Origin of the sequence: Kosakonia sp. N21, assembly GCF_050587465.1 — a bacterium.
GTDB lineage: Bacteria > Pseudomonadota > Gammaproteobacteria > Enterobacterales > Enterobacteriaceae.
This window is the reverse complement of sequence record NZ_JBOBHR010000005.1, coordinates 36,561-58,941: the sequence shown is the minus strand read 5'-3', so window position 1 is coordinate 58,941 and position 22,381 is coordinate 36,561. Positions and strand designations below refer to the sequence as shown.

19 protein-coding genes are annotated in these 22,381 nt (G+C 55.1%); 11 read left to right on the top strand and 8 right to left on the bottom strand.

All coding sequences use genetic code 11. The annotated features are described in order from the left end of the window. The first annotated feature begins 44 nt into the window (after nt 1–44). The 8 genes from glsB to ACQ3G7_RS13350 all read left to right on the top strand — a co-directional run bounded on the left by glsB (nt 45) and on the right by ACQ3G7_RS13350 (nt 8,481). On the top strand, nt 45–971 hold the full coding sequence (gene glsB, locus ACQ3G7_RS13385; protein WP_430890184.1) for a glutaminase B: 927 nt from the start codon (nt 45–47) through the stop codon (nt 969–971). Further along, on the top strand, nt 971–1,333 hold the full coding sequence (locus tag ACQ3G7_RS13380; protein ID WP_430890183.1) for a DUF4186 domain-containing protein: 363 nt from the start codon (nt 971–973) through the stop codon (nt 1,331–1,333). The genes glsB and ACQ3G7_RS13380 overlap by 1 nt, the downstream gene beginning before the upstream one ends. 91 nt (nt 1,334–1,424) lie before the next feature. Beyond that, nucleotides 1,425–2,873, top strand: a complete 1,449-nt coding sequence (locus ACQ3G7_RS13375) for a GGDEF domain-containing protein (RefSeq protein WP_430890182.1) — start codon at nt 1,425–1,427, stop codon at nt 2,871–2,873. Nucleotides 2,874–3,061: 188 nt separating this feature from the next. Then, nucleotides 3,062–4,054, top strand: coding sequence for a sensor domain-containing diguanylate cyclase (locus tag ACQ3G7_RS13370; RefSeq protein ID WP_430890443.1), 993 nt, complete (start codon nt 3,062–3,064; stop codon nt 4,052–4,054). 107 nt (nt 4,055–4,161) lie between these two features. Beyond that, nucleotides 4,162–5,130, top strand: a complete 969-nt coding sequence (locus ACQ3G7_RS13365) for a sensor domain-containing diguanylate cyclase (RefSeq protein WP_430890181.1) — start codon at nt 4,162–4,164, stop codon at nt 5,128–5,130. An 80-nt stretch (nt 5,131–5,210) separates the two neighbouring features. Next, nucleotides 5,211–5,735, top strand: a complete 525-nt coding sequence (locus ACQ3G7_RS13360) for a GNAT family N-acetyltransferase (RefSeq protein ID WP_430890180.1) — start codon at nt 5,211–5,213, stop codon at nt 5,733–5,735. Between the two features lie 116 nt (nt 5,736–5,851). Continuing rightward, complete coding sequence (locus ACQ3G7_RS13355; RefSeq protein ID WP_430890179.1) at nt 5,852–7,303, top strand: tagaturonate reductase; 1,452 nt, start codon at nt 5,852–5,854, stop codon at nt 7,301–7,303. A gap of 263 nt (nt 7,304–7,566) precedes the next feature. After that, entirely contained in the window at nt 7,567–8,481 is a 915-nt protein-coding gene (locus ACQ3G7_RS13350; RefSeq protein WP_430890178.1) for a bestrophin family protein, read from the top strand. Between the two features lie 184 nt (nt 8,482–8,665). Here ACQ3G7_RS13350 and pdxR read toward each other — a convergent pair whose 3' ends face one another. Further along, on the bottom strand, nt 8,666–10,066 hold the full coding sequence (pdxR, locus tag ACQ3G7_RS13345; protein ID WP_430890177.1) for a MocR-like pyridoxine biosynthesis transcription factor PdxR: 1,401 nt from the start codon (nt 10,064–10,066) through the stop codon (nt 8,666–8,668). Nucleotides 10,067–10,158: 92 nt separating this feature from the next. Between pdxR and ACQ3G7_RS13340 the strand changes: the two genes are divergently transcribed. Continuing rightward, the gene (locus ACQ3G7_RS13340) at nt 10,159–10,638 is read left to right on the top strand and encodes a carboxymuconolactone decarboxylase family protein (RefSeq protein ID WP_430890176.1); all 480 of its coding nucleotides are present in this window, start codon (nt 10,159–10,161) and stop codon (nt 10,636–10,638) included. On the opposite strand, the gene ACQ3G7_RS13335 is transcribed toward ACQ3G7_RS13340, so the two are convergent. Beyond that, the gene (locus ACQ3G7_RS13335; protein WP_430890175.1) at nt 10,639–11,529 is read right to left on the bottom strand and encodes a LysR family transcriptional regulator; all 891 of its coding nucleotides are present in this window, start codon (nt 11,527–11,529) and stop codon (nt 10,639–10,641) included. It lies immediately after the preceding gene. Nucleotides 11,530–11,629: 100 nt separating this feature from the next. On the opposite strand from ACQ3G7_RS13335, the gene ACQ3G7_RS13330 reads away from it, so the two are divergent. Next, on the top strand, nt 11,630–13,045 hold the full coding sequence (locus ACQ3G7_RS13330) for an aldehyde dehydrogenase family protein (RefSeq protein WP_430890174.1): 1,416 nt from the start codon (nt 11,630–11,632) through the stop codon (nt 13,043–13,045). Nucleotides 13,046–13,094: 49 nt separating this feature from the next. Here the strand turns inward: ACQ3G7_RS13330 and ACQ3G7_RS13325 are convergent, their stop codons facing one another. The 6 genes from ACQ3G7_RS13325 to nifL all read right to left on the bottom strand — a co-directional run bounded on the left by ACQ3G7_RS13325 (nt 13,095) and on the right by nifL (nt 21,479). Further along, nucleotides 13,095–14,660, bottom strand: a complete 1,566-nt coding sequence (locus tag ACQ3G7_RS13325; protein WP_430890173.1) for a methyl-accepting chemotaxis protein — start codon at nt 14,658–14,660, stop codon at nt 13,095–13,097. A 256-nt stretch (nt 14,661–14,916) separates the two neighbouring features. Next, on the bottom strand, nt 14,917–16,155 hold the full coding sequence (locus tag ACQ3G7_RS13320; RefSeq protein WP_430890172.1) for an EAL and HDOD domain-containing protein: 1,239 nt from the start codon (nt 16,153–16,155) through the stop codon (nt 14,917–14,919). A gap of 198 nt (nt 16,156–16,353) precedes the next feature. Then, nucleotides 16,354–16,863, bottom strand: a complete 510-nt coding sequence (locus tag ACQ3G7_RS13315) for a nitrogen fixation protein NifQ (protein ID WP_430890171.1) — start codon at nt 16,861–16,863, stop codon at nt 16,354–16,356. Beyond that, nucleotides 16,863–18,257, bottom strand: coding sequence for a nitrogenase cofactor biosynthesis protein NifB (gene nifB, locus ACQ3G7_RS13310; RefSeq protein WP_430890170.1), 1,395 nt, complete (start codon nt 18,255–18,257; stop codon nt 16,863–16,865). Before nifB ends, ACQ3G7_RS13315 begins: the two co-directional genes overlap by 1 nt. 166 nt (nt 18,258–18,423) lie before the next feature. Then, nucleotides 18,424–19,995, bottom strand: a complete 1,572-nt coding sequence (nifA, locus tag ACQ3G7_RS13305) for a nif-specific transcriptional activator NifA (RefSeq protein WP_430890169.1) — start codon at nt 19,993–19,995, stop codon at nt 18,424–18,426. Beyond that, complete coding sequence (gene nifL, locus ACQ3G7_RS13300; protein ID WP_430890168.1) at nt 19,992–21,479, bottom strand: nitrogen fixation negative regulator NifL; 1,488 nt, start codon at nt 21,477–21,479, stop codon at nt 19,992–19,994. The genes nifA and nifL overlap by 4 nt, the downstream gene beginning before the upstream one ends. 357 nt (nt 21,480–21,836) lie before the next feature. Between nifL and ACQ3G7_RS13295 the strand changes: the two genes are divergently transcribed. Further along, nucleotides 21,837–22,367, top strand: coding sequence for a flavodoxin (locus ACQ3G7_RS13295; RefSeq protein WP_430890167.1), 531 nt, complete (start codon nt 21,837–21,839; stop codon nt 22,365–22,367). Nucleotides 22,368–22,381: the final 14 nt, after the last annotated feature.

Sequence of the window (22,381 nt, the reverse complement as noted above, 5' to 3'; positions counted from 1 at the left end):
GTTATACTCGCAGGCCGTTTTTGGCCTGTGAGCAAGGGGTGAGTGTGGCAACGGCAATGGATAATGGCGTACTGGACGCGGTGCTTGCGCAGATACGTCCGCTGCTGGGTCAGGGCAAAGTGGCGGATTATATTCCCGCGCTGGCCTCGGTGAGCGGCAATAAGCTGGGCATTGCTATCAGTACGGTGCAGGGAGAACATTGCTACGCAGGTGATGCCCGCGAACGTTTTTCCATCCAGTCTATTTCTAAGGTGCTCAGCCTGGTGGTCGCCATGAACCACTATGCCGAAGAGGAGATTTGGCAGCGCGTGGGGAAAGATCCCTCCGGGCAGCCCTTTAACTCACTGCTGCAACTGGAAATCGAGCAAGGCAAACCGCGCAACCCCTTTATTAACGCCGGGGCGCTGGTGGTGTGCGATATGCTGCAAAGCCGCCTCAGCGCGCCGCGCCAGCGTATGCTGGAAATTGTACGTAAACTCTCCGGCGTACAGGACATCGCCTACGACAGCGCCGTCGCCCGCTCGGAATTTGACCACTCCGCCCGTAATGCCGCCATTGCCTGGCTGATGAAGTCGTTTGGCAACTTCCATAACGATGTTTCCACCGTGTTGCAGAACTATTTTCACTATTGCGCACTCAAAATGAGCTGTGTCGAGCTGGCGCAGACGTTTCTCTTTCTGGCGCAGGGAGGGCACGCTGCGCACATTTCCTCCCCCATTGTTACGCCGATGCAGGCGCGCCAGGTGAATGCGCTGATGGCCACCAGCGGCATGTACCAGAATGCCGGGGAGTTTGCCTGGCGGGTTGGTCTGCCGGCAAAATCCGGCGTCGGTGGCGGTATTGTGGCGATTGTGCCGCATGAAATGGCGATTGCGGTCTGGAGCCCGGAACTGGATGAGGCCGGGAATTCGCTGGCAGGCGTCGCGGTGTTGGAGGCCTTAACGCAACAACTGGGGAGGTCGGTGTACTGATGGCTGATTTAACGCCGCTGTTCACCCGATTGTCACGCTCTGCGTTCCGTTCCCGTTTTCGCCTTGGCGTAAAAGAGCGGCAGTATTGTCTGGATAAAGGCGCAGAGGTGATTGCCTCGCACGCGGCGGATTTTGTTGCCCGCCGTCTGGCGCCTGCGCAGCCGCAAAACGACGGTAAACAGACGCCGATGCGGGGGCACCCGGTGTTTATCGCCCAGCATGCCACCGCGACCTGTTGCCGCGGGTGTCTGGAAAAATGGCACAACATTCCTCATGGATATCCATTAACAGAAATGCAACAACAGTATATTGTGGATGTGATTTACCATTGGCTGGTCGTGCAGATGAATGCACCGCGCTGAACGAAAGCGCGCAAGGTAAGCATGCTAAGCTATAGGAATTTCCCCTGTGTATCGAACAGAGTACCGTGCGCGTGATATGGATTAAGATGTGATGCGATCATTTTTTTTAACCCCTTTTCGTCCATTTCAGGAAGAAAAACCGCTGAATAACGCTGCGGTGATTTTTATCCTGACAACGCTGTTTTATTTCCTGGGCGCGATGATGCGTCTGGTGGAAGAGTTGTCGCTTTTCTGGCCGCTGAATGCGGTTATGGCGGGGGTTTTTGCGCGTTACGCATTTCTGCATCGCTGGCAATATTACCTGATTAGCTACATCGCCATGCTGGCCTATGACGCCATTACCACCTCCTGGGGCACGGCGTCGCTGATTATTAACTTCTCCAATATGGTGTTTATTATCACCATGGCCCATTTGATCACCTGGGAACGCAGCCAGATGATCAAAGCCCCGGAACCGATAAATGCCCTCCGGCTCTTTGGCTACTGTATGTTTGCCGCGCTGCTGTGCGCGTTTTTTGGCGCGATTGGTTCGGTAGGCATCAACGGACAAGGCTTTTTACTGCTGCTGGCGGACTGGTTCAGTGAGCAATTTTCCACCGGTGTGTTGATCCTGCCTTGCATGCTGACGATGATCTGGCCACGTGAGCCGTTGCAGTTCAAAGCCCGGCAACTGCTGCCGATAGGTGCGGTGATGGTGTCAGTGCTGGCGTCGGTGGTGATTGGCGGCGCAGGCAGTCTGGCGTTCCCGCTACCGGCGTTGATTTGGTGTGCCGTACGCTATCCGCTGCCGTTGACAAGTCTGGTGACATTGCTGACCGGCGGGGTGGAAATCATGCTCGTCGCCAATGGCACAATCAATATTTTCCTGGGTTCCCCCATGGAAATGCCGCACATGTTTTCCGCCCGTATGGGCATCGCCACTATGGCGATTTGCCCGGTGATTGTCTCCGTCAGCGTCGAGAAAATTAACCGCCTGATTCGCCAGGTCTCCCTGCGCGCTGATTTTGATTTCCTGACCCGTGTCTACTCCCGTTCAGGGCTGTACGAAGCGTTGAATAATGACGATAAGCGATTCGCCGACAAGCATGTGACGGTGATGCTGATGGATATCGATTATTTCAAAAGCGTGAATGATAATTACGGTCACGAATGCGGCGACAGGGTGCTGGCTGCTTTCGCCCGTAAAGTGCAGGAAGCGCTGGGAGAGCGGGGCATTGTGGCGCGAATGGGCGGCGAAGAGTTTGTGGTCGTGGCGATCACCGCCGATCCGGACGATGGCTTTACGCTGGCGGAAAACGTGCGTCACTCCATCGAAAATTACCCCTTCAAGTGGCGGCAGCAAACGCTGCATTTGACGGTGAGCATTGGCTTAAGCAGCGGCAGGACGGAAGCCTGGGCGTTGACCGAAATGTTCAATGAACTGCTGGCGGAAGCGGATGAAAATCTCTACCGCTCGAAAAAGCAGGGCCGCAACTGTACTACGTCCAGTAAAGATATCGTTTTTGCCGACGCGCCGTCGCAGGTTTCCTCGGGGCAATAGTTCCTGGCGTTATTCACACCGCTGATGTTTGACGCAGTTAATATCGATAACTTATTAAATTGCTTGCTACTAATTTTTAACGTCAATACTATTATTGGCTATACGTAGCGGGAAAAAAGCGCGCCATGAACGGGTCTGATAATTTGAATAAAAACGAGCGGATCTCTGGCAGACGTTTTGTCAGGCGCATGTACCTGATGCGTATCCTCGGAACGTTGCTCTGTTTTTTCCCTATTCTTTCCGTGCTACAGGAATTGCAGCGGCCGTTATGGACAATTATCCTGCTCTCTGCGAATGCTTTTCTCTGGCCGACCTTCGCTTTTTTACGCGCCCGTCATGCCCGTACACCGCTGAACATTGAACATCAAAACCTGGTGATTGACGCAGGCGCAGGGGGCTTGTGGATCGCGCTGATGGCGGTCAATCCGCTACCCTCCGTGGTGATTGCCACTGTCCTGCTTACTGACCGTTTATCGGCAGGCGGTTTTATCCTGATGCGCAAAGCGGGTCTGACCATGGTGGGGATCTTCCTGCTGACCTGGCTGGCGCAGGGGATGCCCGTTGAGCTGGCGGTGACGCAGCGGACAATGTTCGCCACTTTGCCGCTGATCGCGATCTATTTACTGGCCCTGAGCGTGCTGACCGACAGCATGGCCGTCAAACTGCGGGTGAAAAGCCGTGAGCTTGAGCGTATTGCCATGATGGATCCGTTGCTGGATATCGCCAACCGGCGTCTGTTAGAAAAGCGCATTCAGTATGAGCTGGACAAACTCCGCACGACCCCTGGTCACTCCTCTTTGATGTTTATTGATATCGATAATTTTAAAGAGGTGAACGACCGGTTTGGTCATAAAGTCGGGGATGCGTTGCTGGTGACGGTGTCGAAAATTTTGCATGTCGCTACCCGCAAAAACGACACGCCAGCGCGGCTGGGCGGCGATGAGTTTGTCATTTTACTACCCGATACACCGCCTGATGAAGCGCACGTCGTGGCGACGCAGATTATGAATGAGGCGGCAATCATGCCCATCGTGCAGGAATACGCGTTTACCTGTACGCTAAGTATTGGCATTGCCAGCGCTTTGCCGGGTATGCATACCGTTAGTGAATGGTTAAAAGCGGCGGATGACGCGCTCTACCAGGCGAAGCGGTTGGGCAAAAACCAAATTTACTCGCACTGACAATCGCTCGCTATAGACTAAACTTTATGCTGTATATCGTATGTTGAACGATATATTTTTTCATATCATTGCGAAAAACAGCCTGAGAATGATGAGATAGGCACTCTATGAAAATACCTGCTATTCCCGCCGATGAGGAAAAACGTCTTGCCTCGTTGCACGACTCGGGACTCCTGGAGAGTGGCGTTACCGATCGGTTAGATCGCTTAACCCGCCTGGCAAAACGGATGTTTAATGTTCCTGGGGCATTGATTACGTTAGTGGATGAAACCACGCTGCATTTCAAATCCGCGGCTGGCTATCCGAAAGAATCCCTGCCACGCAAAATTTCCTTCTGTGGCCATGCGATATTATGCGCTGACCCTTTGATTATCGAAGATGCGTCCCGCGATGAACGTTTTGCCGATAACCCGCTGGTCACGGGCGATGCGCACATCCGCTTTTATGCTGGCCATCCGCTGCGTTTGCCGGACGGGGCGGTGGTGGGTGCGTTCTGTGTGATTGACAAACAACCGCGTAGCTTCAGCGATGCGGAGTTCGACAGCCTGAAAGATTTCGCCATGATTGTCGAAGATGAGTTCGCGGTCATGAGCGCGGCAACCACCGATGAACTGACGGGGTTGTTTAATCGTCGTGGGTTTGACAGCCTGGCGAAGTTCGCCATTTTTGGCGCGCGCCGCCGGGCAGAGCCGTTGACGCTGGCGTGGATCGACCTCGATAACTTCAAAGCGATTAACGACACCTGGGGGCATGCGGAAGGGGATGACGCCCTGAAATCGATGGCATCGGTGATGACCGCCAGTTTGCGCGAGGCGGATCTGCAAGTGCGCTACGGCGGTGATGAGTTCGCGATCATCTTTTCCGACACCGATGAGCAGGGGGCCTGGATCGCCATGCAGCATCTGGTCGAACAGGTTGAAGCCTGGAATCTCTCTTCCGGTAAACCCTGGAAGCTGGCATTTTCCTGGGGGCTGAGCGAATTCGATCATAATGGCAGCGGTGAGCTGCACCCGTGGATGAAGGATGCGGATAAAAAAATGTATGCGATGAAGCAGCAGAATAACCGCGCCCGCTAAACCATAAGCCGATCCTATCACTGCGGCGCTTGTGTTAATTTTATGTAAATCAGATAGTGGTTGTTTTATAAGGAAGAAAAATGACCACTTATTCTATCCGCGCCCTCTCTGGCGATGACCTTTCCCGACGTATTGATGCCCTGTGCGAGGTGCTGGAAAACTGTGTTTCCGGCGGCGCATCGGTGAGCTTTATGCACCCGCTCTCGCGGGAAAAATCCCTCCGCTTCTGGTCAAACGTGGCGGCCAGCACCACGCGTGGCGAGCGCATTGTGCTGGTGGCGGAAGATGAGACTGGCGATATTGTCGGTACGGTACAGCTGATCCTCGATCAGCCGGAAAACCAGCCCCATCGCGCTGATGTCTCGAAACTGTTAGTGCACGAAAAAGCCCGGCGTCAGGGCCTGGCGCGCCGCTTGATGGATGCCCTTGAGACCGCAGCGCAGGCCAACGCTAAAACGGTGCTGGTGCTGGACACGGCAACCGGCAGCGGGGCGGAGAATTTCTATCTGCAATGCGGCTGGCAGCGCGTCGGGGAGATCCCGCGTTATGCGCTTATGCCGCAAGGAAATGTGACGGCTACGACATTTTTTTACAAGTTCTTATAATTGTCGCCAATAAGACGTCCCATTTTGATCAAAACAGGGTTTCATGGTCGAAAAGTCTGGTAAGTTATTACACCAATCTTCCCAGGTTGTATGACTAATCAAAAAAGGAACCCACTGTGAACACATTAAACCGTCGCAACTTTCCCGGCGCTGAATACCCTGAGCGTATTATTCAGTTCGGTGAAGGGAACTTTTTGCGCGCTTTTGTCGACTGGCAAATCGATCTGCTGAACGAGCACACCGACCTGAACGCCGGTGTGGTGGTTGTTCGCCCGATCCAGAGTGATTTCCCGCCTTCCCTGAGCACTCAGGATGGCCTCTACACCACCATCATTCGTGGTCTGAACGAGCAGGGCGAAGCGGTGAGTGATGCCCGCGTGATCCGCTCCGTTAACCGCGAAATCAGCGTCTATGCGCAGTATGACGAGTTTCTGAAACTGGCGCACAACCCGGATATCCGCTTCGTGTTCTCTAACACCACGGAAGCGGGCATCAGCTATCATGCCGGCGACACATTCGCCGATGCGCCTGCGGTGAGCTACCCGGCGAAGCTGACCCGTCTGCTGTTCGAACGTTTCAGCCATTTTTCTGGCGCAGTCGACAAAGGCTGGGTGATCATCCCGTGTGAACTGATTGATTATAACGGCGACGCGCTGCGCGAACTGGTGCTGCGTTATGCGCAAGAGTGGGCGCTGGGCGCTGAGTTTATTCAGTGGCTGGATAAAGCCAACGCCTTCTGCTCGACGCTGGTTGACCGTATCGTGACTGGTTATCCGCGTGATGAAGTGGCGAAACTGGAAGCCGAACTGGGTTATCAGGATAGCTTCCTCGACACGGCGGAACACTTTTATCTGTTTGTGATCCAGGGGCCGAAAACGCTGGCGTCTGAACTGCGCCTCGACAAATTCCCGCTGAACGTGCTGATTGTTGACGATATTAAACCGTACAAAGAGCGTAAAGTGGCGATCCTCAACGGCGCGCACACGGCGCTGGTGCCGGTAGCGTATCAGGCAGGGCTGGACACCGTTGGCGAGGCAATGAACGACAACGAAATTTGCGCGTTTGTCGAAAAAGCGATTTACCAGGAGATTATCCCGGTGCTGGATCTGCCGCGCGATGAGCTGGAATCGTTTGCCAGCGCGGTGACCGGGCGTTTCCGTAACCCGTACATCAAACACCAGTTGCTCTCCATTGCGCTGAACGGTATGACCAAGTTCCGTACCCGCATTCTGCCGCAACTGCTGGCGGGGCAGAAAGCCACCGGTAAACTGCCTGCGCGCCTGACGTTTGCGCTGGCGGCGCTGATTGCTTTCTATCGCGGCGAGCGTAACGGGCAGGCTTATCCGGTGCAGGATGACGCGCACTGGATTGAGCGTTATCAGCAACTGTGGAGCCAGCATGGTGACCGCCAGATCAGCACCAGCGAGTTGGTTAAAGCGGTGCTGTCGGTGAGCGACCATTGGGAGCAGGATCTGACCAATGTCGCCGGTCTGGTTGAGCAGGTGTCACTGGATCTGGATGCCATCCTGCTGCAAGGCATGCGTGAAGCCGTGAAACCGCTGTGCTGATCCCGCGTACTGCTTGCAGGTAAACGAGAACCCGACTCCGGTCGGGTTTTTTATGCGTTCTGAGCGGCTACGTTCGCGTTTCGGGTTGGTTTTATCGTCATTAGTTACAACATACTTTTATATAGTTGTATAACAGGTTTCAGCAACTTCTGCGCCATACATCCTCGTCTGGCATGCTGATTTGTCACAATTCATTATCATCCTTGCAACTGTGATTGCGATCACGTTTAATAGTGCAGCTCTCTCTTTGCACACGACTCAACATGATTGTCCGACCTGAACAACACTGGCTTACTCGTCTTTTCGTCTGGCACGGTTCGGTGCTGCCGAAAATCTCATCCCGACTGGTGATGAACTTCCTGCTCTCTATCGCCGTGATCTGGATGCTTCCCTGGTACACCTCGTTGGGGATCAAACTGACGGTCGCGCCGTTCAGCATCCTTGGCGTGGCGATTGCTATCTTCCTCGGTTTTCGCAACAACGCCTGCTTTGCCCGCTATAGCGAAGCACGGTTGTTATGGGGACAACTGATGATCGCCTCGCGTTCGCTGCTGCGGGAGGTGAAAACCACGCTGCCGGATGACGACGGCGTGGCGCATTTTATCCGCTTACAAATCGCTTTTGCGCATTGCCTGCGGATGACGTTGCGCCGCAAGCCGCAGGGTGACGTGCTGGCAAACTATCTGAGCGGGCAGGATCTGCAGACGGTGCTGAACGCGCATTCACCGGCTAACCGCATTCTGTTATTAATGGCGGAGTGGCTGGGAGAACGCCGGGCGAAGGGCACCTTGTCGGACATTCTGTTCCACAGCATCACGCAGCGCTTGCACGATATGTCCGCCGTGCTTTCCGGGTGTGAACGCATTTTTACCACGCCGCTGCCGTTTGCCTATTCGCTGATTCTGCACCGCACGGTTTACCTGTTTTGCATCATGCTGCCGTTTGCGCTGGTGGTGGATTTGCACTTTATGACGCCGTTTGTTTCGGTGCTTATCTCCTACACCTTTATTTCGCTGGATACGCTGGCAGAAGAGCTGGAAGATCCGTTTGGCGAAGAAGATAACGACCTGCCGCTGGATGCCATCTGCAATGCCATTGAGATCGATTTGCTGCAAATGAACGATACCGATGTGCTTCCGCACAAAATGACACCAGACAAAAACTATCAACTAACCTAAACTTTTTCTGAGAGAGTAAGAAATCATTAAGATCTTCCCTGTTAAATGGCGATACCACCATACAGAGGGACATGCGATGGAAATGTCAGATAAAACGATCTCGTTAGCGGTGACACTGGTTATCAGCTTATCTCTTCTGGCAACCGCGTGGGATTTATCCCTGGTCAGTTGCCTGCCATGATCTTTATTCAACGCTGAGCAGCGCCCGCGTTTCCTGCGCCGGGCGCTGTAATAGCGCAACCGCTTCTTGCGCCGATCGCACATTGGTATACCCCATGATCAAACCGTAGCGCTTGTGGGTCTGGTTATACCAACGCGAGAGCGGGCTGACCTGCAACTGGTGTTGCTGCCAGACTTGCGCCAGCTGGACGTCCAGTGTGCTGGTGCGCAACAACGCAATGATGTGCATTCCGCCGTCGCTCACTTCAATGTCAAACATCCCCGGATAAACCTGCTCCAGCGCAGCCAGCATGGTTTTTCTGCGCTGCGAATAGAGCGTGCGCATTTTTTTCAGGTGGCGGAAAAAATGGCCTTCGCCCATAAACGCGGCGAGGATTTTTTGCGTCAGCACCGGCTGGCCGCTTTCCGTCAGTTCTCCGGTTTCGCGAAACTGCGCCACGCAAGCGCGGGGCATCACCAGGTAACTGATGCGCAGTGCCGGCATCACCGTTTTACTGAACGTACCCATATAAATTACCCGATCCTGCGTATCGAGGCTTTTTAAGGCAGGCAGGACCTTGCGGGTATAGTGGAATTCGCCGTCGTAATCATCTTCGATAATCCAGCTTTCATTCTGCTGCGCCCAGTCCAGTAATTGCTGTTTACGCGGCAGTGAAAGGGTGACCGCAAGCGGGCTTTGATGTGACGGTGTCACAAAAACAAAGCGCGCATCGCGGTGATGCTGCTGTACGTAATCGACATTCAGCCCGTGGTTATCCACCGGCGCAAAGTGCAGATTGCTGGCGATACGCTTAAGGGTTTGCTGACCGAAATAGTAGCCGGGATCTTCAAACAGCACTTTGTCGCCGGGTCTGCCCAGTGCGCTGAGGATCAACCGCAGGTTATGGTTATAGCCGCTGGTGATAAATATCTGCTCTGCTGAACAGGAAAGCCCACGCGAAATATTGACGTAATGGGCAATCGCTTCACGCAGCGGTGCATAGCCCATCAACGGCGGGTTGGTCATTTCCACAGGCTGCATTGAGCGCACCGCCTTGCCGCTCAGCAGCAGCCACTTCTTGTAGGGAAAGGCATCCAGCGACGGAATACCGAGGCGCAAGAATCCTGCTTGATCGCGCAGCGTCTCCGCCATACTGAGGAGGGCATCCCCGTTTTGCGCTGTCGGCACGGTTTTTTTCTCACCGCCGAGCGACAAGTCCGGGTTAACCCGTGTACCGCGTGCGCCCTGGCTGACCAGATAGCCTTCACCGACCAGTATTGCCCACGCCGTCTCCACCGTTTTACGCGCCACCCCTAATTCGCTTGCCAGCACGCGCACCGATGGGACTTTATCGCCAGGTTTCAGCAATCCGCGGGTGATGCTGTGGCGATACTGTTCGTAAATGGTTTTGTAGCCGGGTTTCATGTCCTACCTTGATTCTCGCTTTTTGCATCTTTTTAGTATGTCATAAAGCAGTAGTATAGCGGCTGTTGAATCAATAAATGAGGCAAATGATTATGAGCACCCGCGTGAATCTCTTCCAGACCGCACCTTCACTGATCAAAACCCTGGGCGATGCCAGTCAGGCGTCGCACAACAGCAACCTTGATACCGCCATTAAAGATCTTGTTGATGTTCGCGCATCGCAACTGAACGGCTGTACCTTCTGTCTCGATATGCATGTCAAACAGGCGAAAGTGCACGGCGAGCGTGAACTGCGTCTTTATCATGTTGCGGTCTGGCGCGAGTCGCCGCTGTTTACTGCAAAAGAGCGGGCGGCGCTGGCATTAACCGAAGCGTTAACACGTCTCGGGGAACAGGGCGTCAGTGATGCGCTGTACCGGGAAGTGCGTGAGCATTTCAGTGAGGCGGAGGTGTCGGAACTGGCATTCGCTATCGCTATCATTAATAGCTGGAACCGGTTAATGGTGCTGCAACAGACCTTACCCGGTGCGCTGGACAAAGCCTACGGCCTGGATCGCGCGCATCTTGAGTAATTAAACCGCTTCGCGGATAAAGGCGATAAACGCTTGTAACCCCATCGGGATATGGCGATGTCCCGGATAATACAGGCACAGCCCTTTAAAGGGCTGTGTCCACGCATCCAGTACGCTGACCAGCCGCCCGCTGCGCAGATCGTCTTCAATATAGAACCCTGGCAAGAAACCCACGCCTAACCCGGCGCGCACCGCCGCGATCGAGGTAAACAGGTCAGTTGTCGCCAGCCGGGCGGGAACGGCAATCGCGTAATGCTGACCATGGCGCGATAACTCCCAACGGTAAATTCCGCCGTGCGACATGCGCATGCAAATCCCCTGATGCTGATACAACTCCTCCGGTGTTTGCGGTGTACCGTGCGCAGCGAACCATTCCGGTGTCGCCACAACCCGCATACAGATATCCGGCGTCAGGGGAACGGCAATCATATCCTGCGGGATCGACTCGGCCAGGCGGATGCCTGCATCATACCCTTCGGCGACGATGTCGATCATCCGGGCTTCGCTGGCGATTTCGAGGCGCATCAATGGATAACGGGCAAGAAAACGTACCAGCAGATCATCAAGGAAAAGCTGTCCTACTGCCTGCGGCACATTAATGCGCAGCGTGCCGGACGGCGCGTCGTCGACGCTGTGGATCTCTTCCGTGGCATGACGAATCTCCTGCAACGCCGGGCCGACTCGCGCCACAAAACGCTGCCCGGCCTCGGTCAGCGCGACACTGCGGGTGGTACGGTGAAACAGCCGCACATCCAGGCGGCTTTCCAGCCCGGCAATGGCATTACTGACGGCAGTTGCCGACATACCCAGCTCTCTGGCAGCGGCGCGAAAACTGCCCTGGCGCATGACCGCCATCACCACTTCCAGCTCAATCAACCCTGAACGATGCATAGATTATCCCGAAAATCGAAACAACCTTTGCAGCATAGCGTGGATTATCGGCGCGATAAAGCTGTGCCACACTGGCTCCACGTTACAGGAGGAGGTTTCCATGCAATCTGTCGAACATATTTCCATAAACGGCGAATGGGTGACGCCGCAAGGCACAGAACGTTTTGACCTGTTTAATCCGGCGACCGGCGACGTCACCGGTCAGGTGCGTCTGGCAAACGAAGCCGATGCGCTGAACGCCATCGCCGCCGCGAAAGCCGCGTTTCCGGCCTGGTCGCAGACCCGCGTCGGGGAGCGCGTCGCGGCGCTGACGCGAATGCGCGAGGCATTAGCGGCGTGCGAGGAGGAATTATTGCAGGCCATTGTGCAGGAGTATGGCGCGCCTGCCGCCCGTGCGGTCTGGATGGCGCGCTATCCTGTGGCGGTTATCGATCAGGTGATAAGCGATCTGCAGCAGTTTGCCTTTACCTCACAGGTTGGCCACGCACGTGTGGAGATGACGCCGCTGGGTGTGGCCGGGCTTATCACCCCCTGGAACAGTAATGCGGGATTTATTTGCGGCAAGCTCGCCGCCGCGTTGGCGACGGGGTGTACTGCGGTGATCAAACCCAGCGAGATGAGCGCATGGCAAACCGAGGTGGTGACCCGTGCATTGCACCAGGCGCAACTGCCGCCTGGCGTGTTTAATATTGTCACCGGGCGCGGCGAGGTGGTGGGCGAGGTGATGAGCCGCCACCCGGATATCGCAAAAATTTCGTTCACCGGCTCAACCGTAACGGGGAAAGCGATCCTGCGTAATGCCGCTGACACCTTTAAACGGGTTACCCTGGAGCTAGGCGGTAAATCGCCAACCCTGATCCTGGATGATGCCGATCCCGCCACCGCCGTGCCTTTAGCGATACAGGCGGGGTTTATCAACAGCGGCCAGGCCTGTATTGCCGGTACGCGTATCCTGGTGCCGAATTCACGTAAGGCCGAGTACGAGGCGGCGCTGGCGCAGGCGGTCGCGGCGGTTAAATCAGGCGACCCACACGATCCGTCTCACGATATCGGCCCGATGGTCAGTGAGAAACAGTGGCAGCGCGTGCAGTCGTACATCCGTCTTGGGCAGCAGGAAGGGGCGCGACTACTGGCCGGCGGTGAAGGGCGGCCGGAAAATAGCGGGCAGGGGTGGTTTGTCCGCCCGACGCTGTTCACGGATGTGGATAACGCGATGCGCATTGCCCGTGAAGAGATTTTTGGCCCGGTGTTATTGGTGATCGGTTATCAGGATGATGCGCACGCGGTGGCGATCGCCAATGACACGGATTACGGATTGAGTGCGCTGGTGCTGGGTAGCGACGTTGAACGTGCGCAGCGGGTGGCGGCGCAAATTGTCTCCGGGCGTGTACAGGTGAACACGCTGGCGCATGAGGCCGGTGCGCCGTTCGGTGGGTTTAAACACTCCGGCATCGGGCGGGAAATGGGGCGTTGGGGATTAGCGGCGTTTATGGAGCCGAAAACCATCATTATGTAACGGAAGAACAGGCCCGATGGCAATCCTGCACCATCGGGCCTGTGGGACATTAACGCGCCAACTGGAAGAAGCGTACGGAATCGCGCAGGATTTCGCTTTGCTCGGTCATGGACTGGGCAGCAACCGCCGCTTGTTCCACCAGCGTGGCGTTCTGTTGAGTCACCTGGTCCATCTGATCGATAGCCACGCTAATTTCTTTGATCCCCTGGTGCTGTTCCGTCGAGGCCGCGGAAATTTCCGCCACGATATCGGTCACCTTGTTCACAGACGTCACGATATCTTCCATCGCGCGGCTGGCGGTATCGGCAAAGCGTGAACCATCGGTGATTTTTTCCACCGTCCCTTCAATCAGCTGTTTGATCTCTTTTGCCGCATCGGCGCTTTTCTGCGCCAGGTTGCGCACTTCACCGGCGACCACCGCAAAGCCTTTACCCTGTTCGCCCGCGCGTGCCGCTTCAACCGCGGCGTTAAGCGCCAGGATATTGGTCTGGAAGGCAATCCCTTCAATTACCGAGATAATATCGACGATTTTCTGTGAGCTATCGGAGATTTCATGCATACGTTTCAGCATGTCATGCACCTCTTTGCCCCCTTTAACTGCGGTTTGCGACGTTTCACGCGCCAGATCGCTGGCTTTACGGGCGTTCTCGGCGTTGCTCTTCACGTTCTCCGTAATTTGCTGCATGTTCGACGACGTTTGTACCAGCGACGCCGCCTGTTCTTCGGTACGCTGCGACAGATCGTTGTTGCCTTCGGCAATCTCACTGGCGGCATGGGAGATGGATTCGCTGCCGTTAATAATGCCGTTAATGATCTCCGCCAGTTTGCTGTTCATAAACTTAATGGTCGCCAGCAAACTTTGGCTGTCGTTATCGCGTAGCGTGACATCCTCGCTCAGATTACCGGCGGCAATCGCTTTCATGATCGAGACCGCATAGGCCGGTTCGCCGCCGAGCTGACGCGCCAGATTGCGAGAGATAAACAGGGCAATCACACCTGTGGCAATCAGCGCCAGCAGCAGTAAACCGCTCAGTATGTATAAGGCCTGGTTATAACCTGCTTGCGAATCTTCACCCGCTTTATCACCCAGCGCCAGTTCCATATCCACCAGCGTCGCCAGATCCTTCATTAACTGGGTACGGTATTTTGCGGAGACGGCGCCGCTGATTTTAGAGGCTTCATCCGTGTTGCCTTTGCTTACTGCATCGATCACTTTGGCGTTCACGTCGACAAAGTTTTTAAAGTTATCGACGACCGTCGCAAACAGCGCGCGCATCTCTTGCGGCGCATCGGCGGAGGTTTTGGCGTACTGCTGCTGCGCGTTCAGGAATGTGGCCTGGTTTTGCAGCAATTCTCCCCGATGCTGCTCAAGCGATTCCGGTGTGGTAGAGGCGATGTACTGAACTTGCTGCAAGCGCATTTCGGATAAGACGCCACGCATTTCAAGGGTATAGCGAACACCAGGCATGCGGTTTTCGCGGAATTTATCAATATGGTGATTACTGGTGTTGAGCTGATAAATTGACACAACGCCCAGCAGCAACATCATCACAATCAGGATGGAGAAGCCGATGAGCAGTTTGGTCAGAACAGTTGCCTGCGCTATTTTTTTCATAATCCTACGCTATGTAAAGAAAGGTATTATTAATAACGGCAATATTTCTGAAAATATTGATCTTTTTATCTGATCTTAATCACATTACGCTATGATTTTTGTGCAACGGCACGTGGCGAAAAATAAATTTTGATTAGGGGTAGGGAGGGGTGTTAAAAATGTGAAGGAAATGTACAAAATGCAATTGAAATAATGTTTCAGTGTTTTTCAATACTGAAAATAATGATTACAAAGACGCGTTTAACGGAAATAAGAATTAACGCGATGTGCTAATTGGCAGTTCATCCGCCCATTTTGTCGCCTGGTTCATCAGCTCGCTGACCAGTGCGTTCGACAGACCTAATTGCGCCGCCACTTCGTTGGCTTCTTTCCAGATCCGCTGTTCATAGAGACGCGCCAGACGCAGATAAAGATACAGTTCACCACTGTTGCTTTGCAGGGCTTTCGCCACTTCCGGAGAGACGGTGATTTGCTCAAGCAACTCGTCAAGCGGCAGACCAAGGATCACATCGAGCAAAGAGAATAAACCGACCATAAATGCATCATTAATGGCGTTATTTGCCGAGGTGCGGGCCGCCAGCAGTTCGCAGAATTTTGCGCGGATAAGACTGAGATAATAGATCTCGGTGTTGCTCACCTCTTCAAACGAGGTCAGGCAAGCGACCAACACAAAACGGCGCATTTCGCTAATCCCGAGGTAGACCACCACGTCGCGTAATGATTGATTGCGAAACCCGCTGATGCCGCGTGTGTTATAAAGAATATTCTGCGCATAACGCATAATCTTGAAAGAGAGTGAGACGTCGCGTTTTAACAGATCTTCAATTTTATTTAAATTAGGCGATTCTACGTTCACTTCCTGCATCAATTTCAGTGCGAATGCCCGGTTTTGCACCAGTTTATTTCGCTTAGTGACCACTGGCTTGCTGAAAAAATAACCCTGAAACAAATTGAAACCCATTTTCTTATAACTTTCAAATTCGTCATAGGTCTCCACTTTTTCCGCCAGCAAAACGGTATGGCGTAATGAATCACGGTTTGAACGAATAAACTGGCTTATTTCGTCGCGCGAACAATTCCTTATATCAAATTTAATCACGTTGACATACGGCATAAATGAATCCCATTCGCTACCGGGAACAAAATCATCCAGCGCGATGCGAAATCCGCCGTTATGTAAACGTTTTACCGTTTCCAGTAGCTTGCCATCCGGGTTAGCATCTTCAAGGATTTCAATGACTACGCGATCTTTTGGCAACGTTTCCGCCAGACCTTCAACCAGCAGTTGATAGGGGAAATTAACATATACTGTGCTGTTGTCACTTTTGCGTCCGACAGGGGCGCTGAGAAATTGTTCCTCAATTAATTGCGTGGTGGCTTGTTCCGCAGAGATATCCGGGAAACGGTTATCCATACTGTCCCTGAAGAGAAGCTCGTAACCGACGGTGTTTAATTGTTTATCAAATATCGCCTGTCTGGCCACAAAAGAATACATTCGCTACCTCACACACCTGTGTACATTTGTATAAGTTTTCCAAATATATAGGCTACAGTAACACCCTGACTACCGGAACCGTGTGATTGCGGCAAAATATTTTACTTTTATTCTTAAATAATAGGACAGCGGCGCGGGGATGCACAGATATTCAGACCCGATGAACGTAGCGCCGCCGGGCCTGTTTACGTTAAGGATTCAGGCAGGTTCAAAACAGTGCGCGCGTTCGCAGCAGGCATCACAACTGGGGGAGCGGCAGACCCGTTCGCCGTCGGTTTGCAGACAGCGCTGGCGATAGAAGAATTTTTTCCAGCGCATATTCTGGGTATTCATCTCAACCAGGCGTGGAAAGCAGTCGCTCATCAACTCCCGCAACTCTTCGCGCGAGCTCAGCCCCAGGTCCTGCCAGAGATGATTAAATGCCAGCGACACGCTGGCAATGATCAGATGCATCGGCGCCGCATCAGGCGCCATATAGTACGCCAGCCACTGCGCCAGTTGCTGGCACTCCTCCGTTCGGGTGGCGTTCAGTTCGCTCATCACGGTTTGCCGCAGCAGGCAATCCGCAGGGATCTGCCCCGCAGGAGGCGAAAAATCTGCCTGCAATGTCGCCCATTGCGCGGCATCAAGCCCCATCTTTAACGGATAGCAACCCTCGCCATGGGCATAAAGCCATAACAAACGCTGTAGCCAGTTGCGTGTCAACATCAGGCCACCCCCTGGTCAGGCTGTTCTGCAGCGCACTGTTGACGCCAGCGTTGCCACCAACGCAGTAGCGCGGTATTGACCGGTTGCCAGGCATCGTCCACACAGGGCTGAATGCCGCGCGCTTCCAGCTTTTGCCACGGCGCGTAACCGATGCGCGCGCAAAACACCGCTTTCACATCCGCCAGCAACTCAAAGAGCGCATCACCCTCCTGCGGGTCACATTCGTCGCTTCCGCGGCAATATTTCGGCGTAAATCGCTCATTGACCAGCACCGCGCCCGCTGCCGACAAACTGTAGATGCGAAAGCGATCCGCATGACCAAAATGCGCGTCGATCACCTCGCCGTGGGTCGAGGCCACGGCGACCAGGCAGGCATCTTTCTCGTCAGCCTCGCCTTTGGTCAGAATGCTGGCATGCAGTTGCGTGCGGCGGTAGAGCGTTGGCAGCCAGGGTTGCGGCGACTCATCGACGGGTATCAGCGCAAACTGCTGGCTGCGATCTTCCCCCAGCATACCGATGGCATCGGCGCGGCACTGCTGGCAGTGGGTCATTTGCGGCATCACCTCGCCGCACTGTTCCCGGACGCGGGCTGTCATCGTGGCATCCGGCTCCGGCTGACCCTTCAAACCAAACACCGTGCCGTGTTCGGGGCGGGCAATCAGCGGCATAATATTATGAATAAACGCACCGCTGGCACGCAGTTCGCGGCTGACGTCCGCCAGCGCCTGGTCGTTAATACCGGGGATTAACACGGAGTTGATTTTTACCAGCACGCCTTTCTCCGTCAGGCGGCGTACCCCGGCTAATTGCCGGGCGATCAGTAATTCACCGGCTTCGCGCCCGCTGTAACGCTCGCCGTCCAGCCACAGCCATGCATAGATCTGCGCGGCAATCTCCGGGTCGAGAGTATTAATGGTCACTGTAACGTGATCGACGCCCACGTCGACCAGGCGATCCACCGCATCCGGCAGCATTAACCCGTTGGTAGACAGACATAATTTCATATCCGGCAAGTGCTCGCGGATCAGTTCCAGGGTGGTAAAGGTGCGGCTCATGTTCGCCAGTGGATCGCCAGGGCCGGCAATCCCCACCACCGATAACTGTGGAATAGCCGCTGCGACGTGGCGCACTTTGGCGACCGCCTGTTCTGGCGTTAGCAGCGAGGAAGAGACCCCCGGTCGGGACTCATTGCTGCAATCAAATTTACGGTTGCAGTAATGACATTGCAGATTACAGGCGGGGGCGACGGGCAGGTGCATGCGCGCAAAACGGTGGTGACCGCTGCGCGAGTAGCAGGGATGCAACGCCACTTTGCTGGCCACAACATCAGATAAGGGTTCAGGCTGAACGGCCCGGCAGCGTGAACCGCCAACGGCGGATGAGCAGGAAGTCATGGGGATACCTTCGTTACGGAGTCATCACCTCCTGCTGCAAATCCTGTACCGCGTGCCGGACTTTTAACGTATTGAAAAAAATACATTTAATTTTCACGTGTCGGCGTTGTGTTGTGAATGTTGTGGCATTTGGCTGACATTGTGCCGAATGCCACAAATCCGACATTCACATTCTGGGCAGGGTGATATCCATGGTCTGAATGCGGTACGCCACCTGGCGCGGGGTCATCCCCAGTAAACGCGCCGCTTTCGCCTGCACCCAGCCGGCTTTTTCCAGCGCGGCAATCAACCGCTGACGTTCATCCAGCGAGTGATCGAGCCAGCTATCTTCCCGTGACGTGCTGAGCAGGGGCTGCTTCGGCGTATTTTCCCGGTGATTAAACAGAATCACGTCGCGATCGATCAGACCGCTCTCCGACATCACCGCCGAGCGTTCAATGCAGTTTTCCAGTTCTCGCACGTTGCCGGGCCAGTTGTAGCTCATCAGCAGGCGGATAGCGCCATCGCTGATGCGCAGCGTACGGCTCTGGTTCTGCGCGATTTTACGCACCAGAAAGTGCGCCAGGTCGGCAATGTCCTCCTGCCGCTCGCGCAGCGGGGGCAGGGAGATCGGCATCACATTGAGACGGTAGTAGAGATCTTCACGAAAATTTCCCAGCCGCACCTCCTCTTCCAGATTGCGATTGGTCGCCGCAATAATACGAACATTCACCTGTAGCGTTTCGTCACCGCCGACGCGCTCCATTTCGCCTTCCTGCAAAATCCGCAGCAGTTTGGCCTGAAACGAGGCGCTGCTTTCACCAATCTCATCAAGAAACAGTGTGCCGCCGTCCGCCAGTTCGAAGCGGCCTTTGCGCTGGCGCACCGCACCGGTGAATGCGCCTTTCTCATGACCGAACAGCTCGCTTTCCAGCAGCGTATCGGGCAGTGCGGCGCAGTTAAATTTCACAAACGGCGCACCGGCGCGCGGTGAGTTGTGATGGATAGCATTGGCGATCAGCTCCTTGCCGGTGCCGCTTTCTCCCCGTACCAGCACGGTGGTGTCCCAGCGGGAAACCTGGCGAATAATCTCCATGGTCTGGCGCATCGCCGGGCTATTGCCGACCATATTTTCAAAACCAAACGGGCGTGCCGTCGCACAGCCGCGCGGGCGTTCACTGTTCATCACCGTGGCACGCGGAGAGGGGGCTGCGGGGCGCATCATCAGCCGTACCGTTTGCGCCACCAGGTTGGCGACCGTTTCCAGAAAACGCGTACAGGCGGGCAACCGCTCCTCGAAACGTGCCATCGGCTGCGCCGCCAGCACGCCCATCGGTTGTGATTGCAGCCCCATCAATGGCACGGCGATAAACGGCAGGTTGTAGTCATACAATCCCAGACGATCGAGAAAACGCTGATCGTCGGCGACACGCGGCAGAACCAGCGATTGCCCCTGTGACAGCACCGTGCCGACCAGTCCTTCTCCGGGCCGATAGCGGATCAGCGAACTGCCGGGAATCAACTCCTGATCGGCTTCCTGCAAGGCTTCAATACTGAGGATGGATTGCTGATTGTCGTACAGACAGATCATCCCGTGTTGCATAAACGCATCGTTGTGCAGCACGCATAGTACTTCCTGTAATGTCTGACCAATCTCTGTCGCCCGGCTTAACACCACGCTGATACGTTGCATCGCGGTAAACTGCTGGGACAGGTCGAAGCGCCAGACGGGATTACCCGACTCGGTTCGCTGGGTCATTGTGAGCCTCCGGTCAGTGAATGAAATAACGGGAAACGCAGGGTCAGGCAGGTCCCCCCTTCGGGGCGTGAGGTCAGTTCTATCGCACCGCGGTGGTGGGCCACCAGCGTCTGGATCAGGCGCAGCTCCATCCCTTTTCCCGGGGCATTTAACGCGTCGGGGGAGTGGGTGTAACGCACCTGGATCAGCGGCACATTGTCGTTGATATACACGGAGAGCCAGCCATTTTCTTCGCGGGCGAAAATTTGCGTTTGCGCGGTGAAATCGCGCAGGCCGGCGGCAATATCCAGCGTCCTGTCGAGCCACAGGCTCAGGCAGGCAAGCAGTTGTGTGCGCTGACCAAAACCGACCAGTTGCGGAGAGTCGAGCTCGATGTGCAGGTTTTTACCCTCATCAAAACGGGTGTGATAGAGGGCGCGCAGATCGTCAAAAAAGGGCTGCAACGGCCAGACGGCGGCGCTTTCCAGCTCCAACGACGGGCGGCAACGTTGCAGCCGTGCCATCGCTTCTTCGCCTTCGCGCCAGGCGGCATCCAGCGCCACATTATTGTGATCATCGCCGTTCAGACGCCGCGCAGCCGCCAGCATATTGATAGGGCAATTAAGCTGAATCAGTGCCGCATCCAGCGACTCGCGAATCGCCGCCAGCAGTTTGCCGGTGGTCATCTGTTGTTTCAGGCGATCGAGACGCCCCTGTTCCCGTTGCTGCTGTTGTTGGGTGTCGTCGGTGATCACCACCAGCGTGCGGGGGAGCGCACTATCAATAAAGTAACGCCCGGCTTCTTCGCTGACGCCGGGGAGCGCCCAACAGGTGACCGACAACCAGCGCACCACGCCACGGATCACGACGGGTAACACCTGGCCGTTGGCCAGTTCCGCTTTGCGGGCGGAGAAATTCAGTTCACTGAGCAACTCTTTACCACCGCAGTCGGCGCAAAACGTTTTGTAGACCAGGTTGTCCATCACCACCCGATCGTACTCATCCACCACCACGACTGCCGCCGGAATATTGTTAAGCACCGCTTCGGTTAGCGTCATATGGTTACGCAACCGCTGCTCCAGCGCATAGCTGGCGCTGATGTCCCGCTGCATCGCCAGATAGTGCTCCAGCACACCGAACTGATTGATAACCGGCGTAATGTCGATTTCCACCAGATAGAGGCTACCGTCCTGGCGGCGGTTAATCAGTTGTCCGCGCCAGGCCCGGCGTTGCAGCAGCGTCTGCCACATCTGCTGGTAAATTTCCCGTGGTGTTTGCTTACTCGACAACAGACGCGGATTTTGCTGTAACAACTGTTCAAGGTCATAACCGGTCTGGTGGCAAAACGCCGGGTTAGCGTAGACGATCCGCGCGTGGGGATCGGTCAGCGAGATCGCCACAGGCGCTTGTTCGACCATGGTAAAAAACAGGCCAGGATGCCGTTGAGTCAGCGCCCCGGCTATCTCTTCCGGCGCGGTCGCATCCATCATCATATTCAGGGTCATCACGCACTCCTGGGGTCAGCATTGGTTGTGTCGCAGTTATGACAATTTGTGCCACCTGTCGACTTTCACCCGCACGCGTCGGGCGTAAATTAACCATGCAAAGAGTGCACCTTCTGCGGCATTAACCGGCGTTAACATTGATCCAGATCGGTATTCGACGGCATTAATCGCGTCGATGCCCTGCGGACGGGCGCTGGCGGGGAAATATGCTGGCGAAAAAAGCATCACGATGGTGCGTGCACACCCGGTTTGGTGCAGGGGTTGCTCACCGATAAACCTGGCACAGCCTTCGCAATATCCTGTCTGATCCCCGCCTTTTGATGGCGGATTAATCCTTTTTCCTGACAGGAGCATGCAATGGCTACTATTGGTATTTTTTTCGGCACCGATACCGGCAAGACCCGCAAAATCGCCAAACTGATCCAGCAAAAACTGGGGGAGGCGGCGGCGGCGCCGGTCAATATCAACCGTACCGATCTGGCGACCTTTCTCTCTTATCCGGTGCTGCTACTCGGCACACCGACGCTGGGCGACGGGCAACTGCCGGGGCTGGAAGCGGGGTGTGAAAGCGAATCCTGGGGCGAATTTATGGCGCAGCTTGCCGGAACCAGCCTGAGCGGTAAAACCGTGGCGTTATTCGGGCTGGGCGATCAGGTCGGTTACCCGGATAATTTTGTCAGCGGTATGCGCCCGCTGTATGACACGCTGAAAAACTGCGGTGCGCAGGTGGTTGGCCTGTGGCCCAACGACGGTTACGCATTTAACGCTTCCTCGGCGCTGGAAGCGGATAAGTTCGTGGGTCTGGTTATCGATCAGGACAATCAGTATGACCTGACCGACGAACGGGTCGATGCCTGGCTGGAAAGCCTCAAACCGTCGATTCTGTAACCGCACTCCGCCGG

What these genes read in the sequence shown, in the direction of transcription:
- ACQ3G7_RS13335 (WP_430890175.1), bottom strand. Translation starts at nt 11,529, where the DNA reads ATGCATCGTTCAGGGTTGATTGAGCTGGAAGTGGTGATGGCGGTCATG.
- ACQ3G7_RS13340 (WP_430890176.1), top strand. Translation starts at nt 10,159, where the DNA reads ATGAGCACCCGCGTGAATCTCTTCCAGACCGCACCTTCACTGATCAAA.
- nifL (WP_430890168.1), bottom strand. Translation starts at nt 21,479, where the DNA reads ATGACCCTGAATATGATGATGGATGCGACCGCGCCGGAAGAGATAGCC.
- ACQ3G7_RS13350 (WP_430890178.1), top strand. Translation starts at nt 7,567, where the DNA reads ATGATTGTCCGACCTGAACAACACTGGCTTACTCGTCTTTTCGTCTGG.
- ACQ3G7_RS13360 (WP_430890180.1), top strand. Translation starts at nt 5,211, where the DNA reads ATGACCACTTATTCTATCCGCGCCCTCTCTGGCGATGACCTTTCCCGA.
- ACQ3G7_RS13370 (WP_430890443.1), top strand. Translation starts at nt 3,062, where the DNA reads ATGTACCTGATGCGTATCCTCGGAACGTTGCTCTGTTTTTTCCCTATT.
- nifB (WP_430890170.1), bottom strand. Translation starts at nt 18,257, where the DNA reads ATGACTTCCTGCTCATCCGCCGTTGGCGGTTCACGCTGCCGGGCCGTT.
- ACQ3G7_RS13315 (WP_430890171.1), bottom strand. Translation starts at nt 16,863, where the DNA reads ATGTTGACACGCAACTGGCTACAGCGTTTGTTATGGCTTTATGCCCAT.
- ACQ3G7_RS13365 (WP_430890181.1), top strand. Translation starts at nt 4,162, where the DNA reads ATGAAAATACCTGCTATTCCCGCCGATGAGGAAAAACGTCTTGCCTCG.
- pdxR (WP_430890177.1), bottom strand. Translation starts at nt 10,066, where the DNA reads ATGAAACCCGGCTACAAAACCATTTACGAACAGTATCGCCACAGCATC.
- ACQ3G7_RS13295 (WP_430890167.1), top strand. Translation starts at nt 21,837, where the DNA reads ATGGCTACTATTGGTATTTTTTTCGGCACCGATACCGGCAAGACCCGC.
- ACQ3G7_RS13380 (WP_430890183.1), top strand. Translation starts at nt 971, where the DNA reads ATGGCTGATTTAACGCCGCTGTTCACCCGATTGTCACGCTCTGCGTTC.
- ACQ3G7_RS13325 (WP_430890173.1), bottom strand. Translation starts at nt 14,660, where the DNA reads ATGAAAAAAATAGCGCAGGCAACTGTTCTGACCAAACTGCTCATCGGC.
- ACQ3G7_RS13375 (WP_430890182.1), top strand. Translation starts at nt 1,425, where the DNA reads ATGCGATCATTTTTTTTAACCCCTTTTCGTCCATTTCAGGAAGAAAAA.
- ACQ3G7_RS13330 (WP_430890174.1), top strand. Translation starts at nt 11,630, where the DNA reads ATGCAATCTGTCGAACATATTTCCATAAACGGCGAATGGGTGACGCCG.
- nifA (WP_430890169.1), bottom strand. Translation starts at nt 19,995, where the DNA reads ATGACCCAGCGAACCGAGTCGGGTAATCCCGTCTGGCGCTTCGACCTG.
- ACQ3G7_RS13320 (WP_430890172.1), bottom strand. Translation starts at nt 16,155, where the DNA reads ATGTATTCTTTTGTGGCCAGACAGGCGATATTTGATAAACAATTAAAC.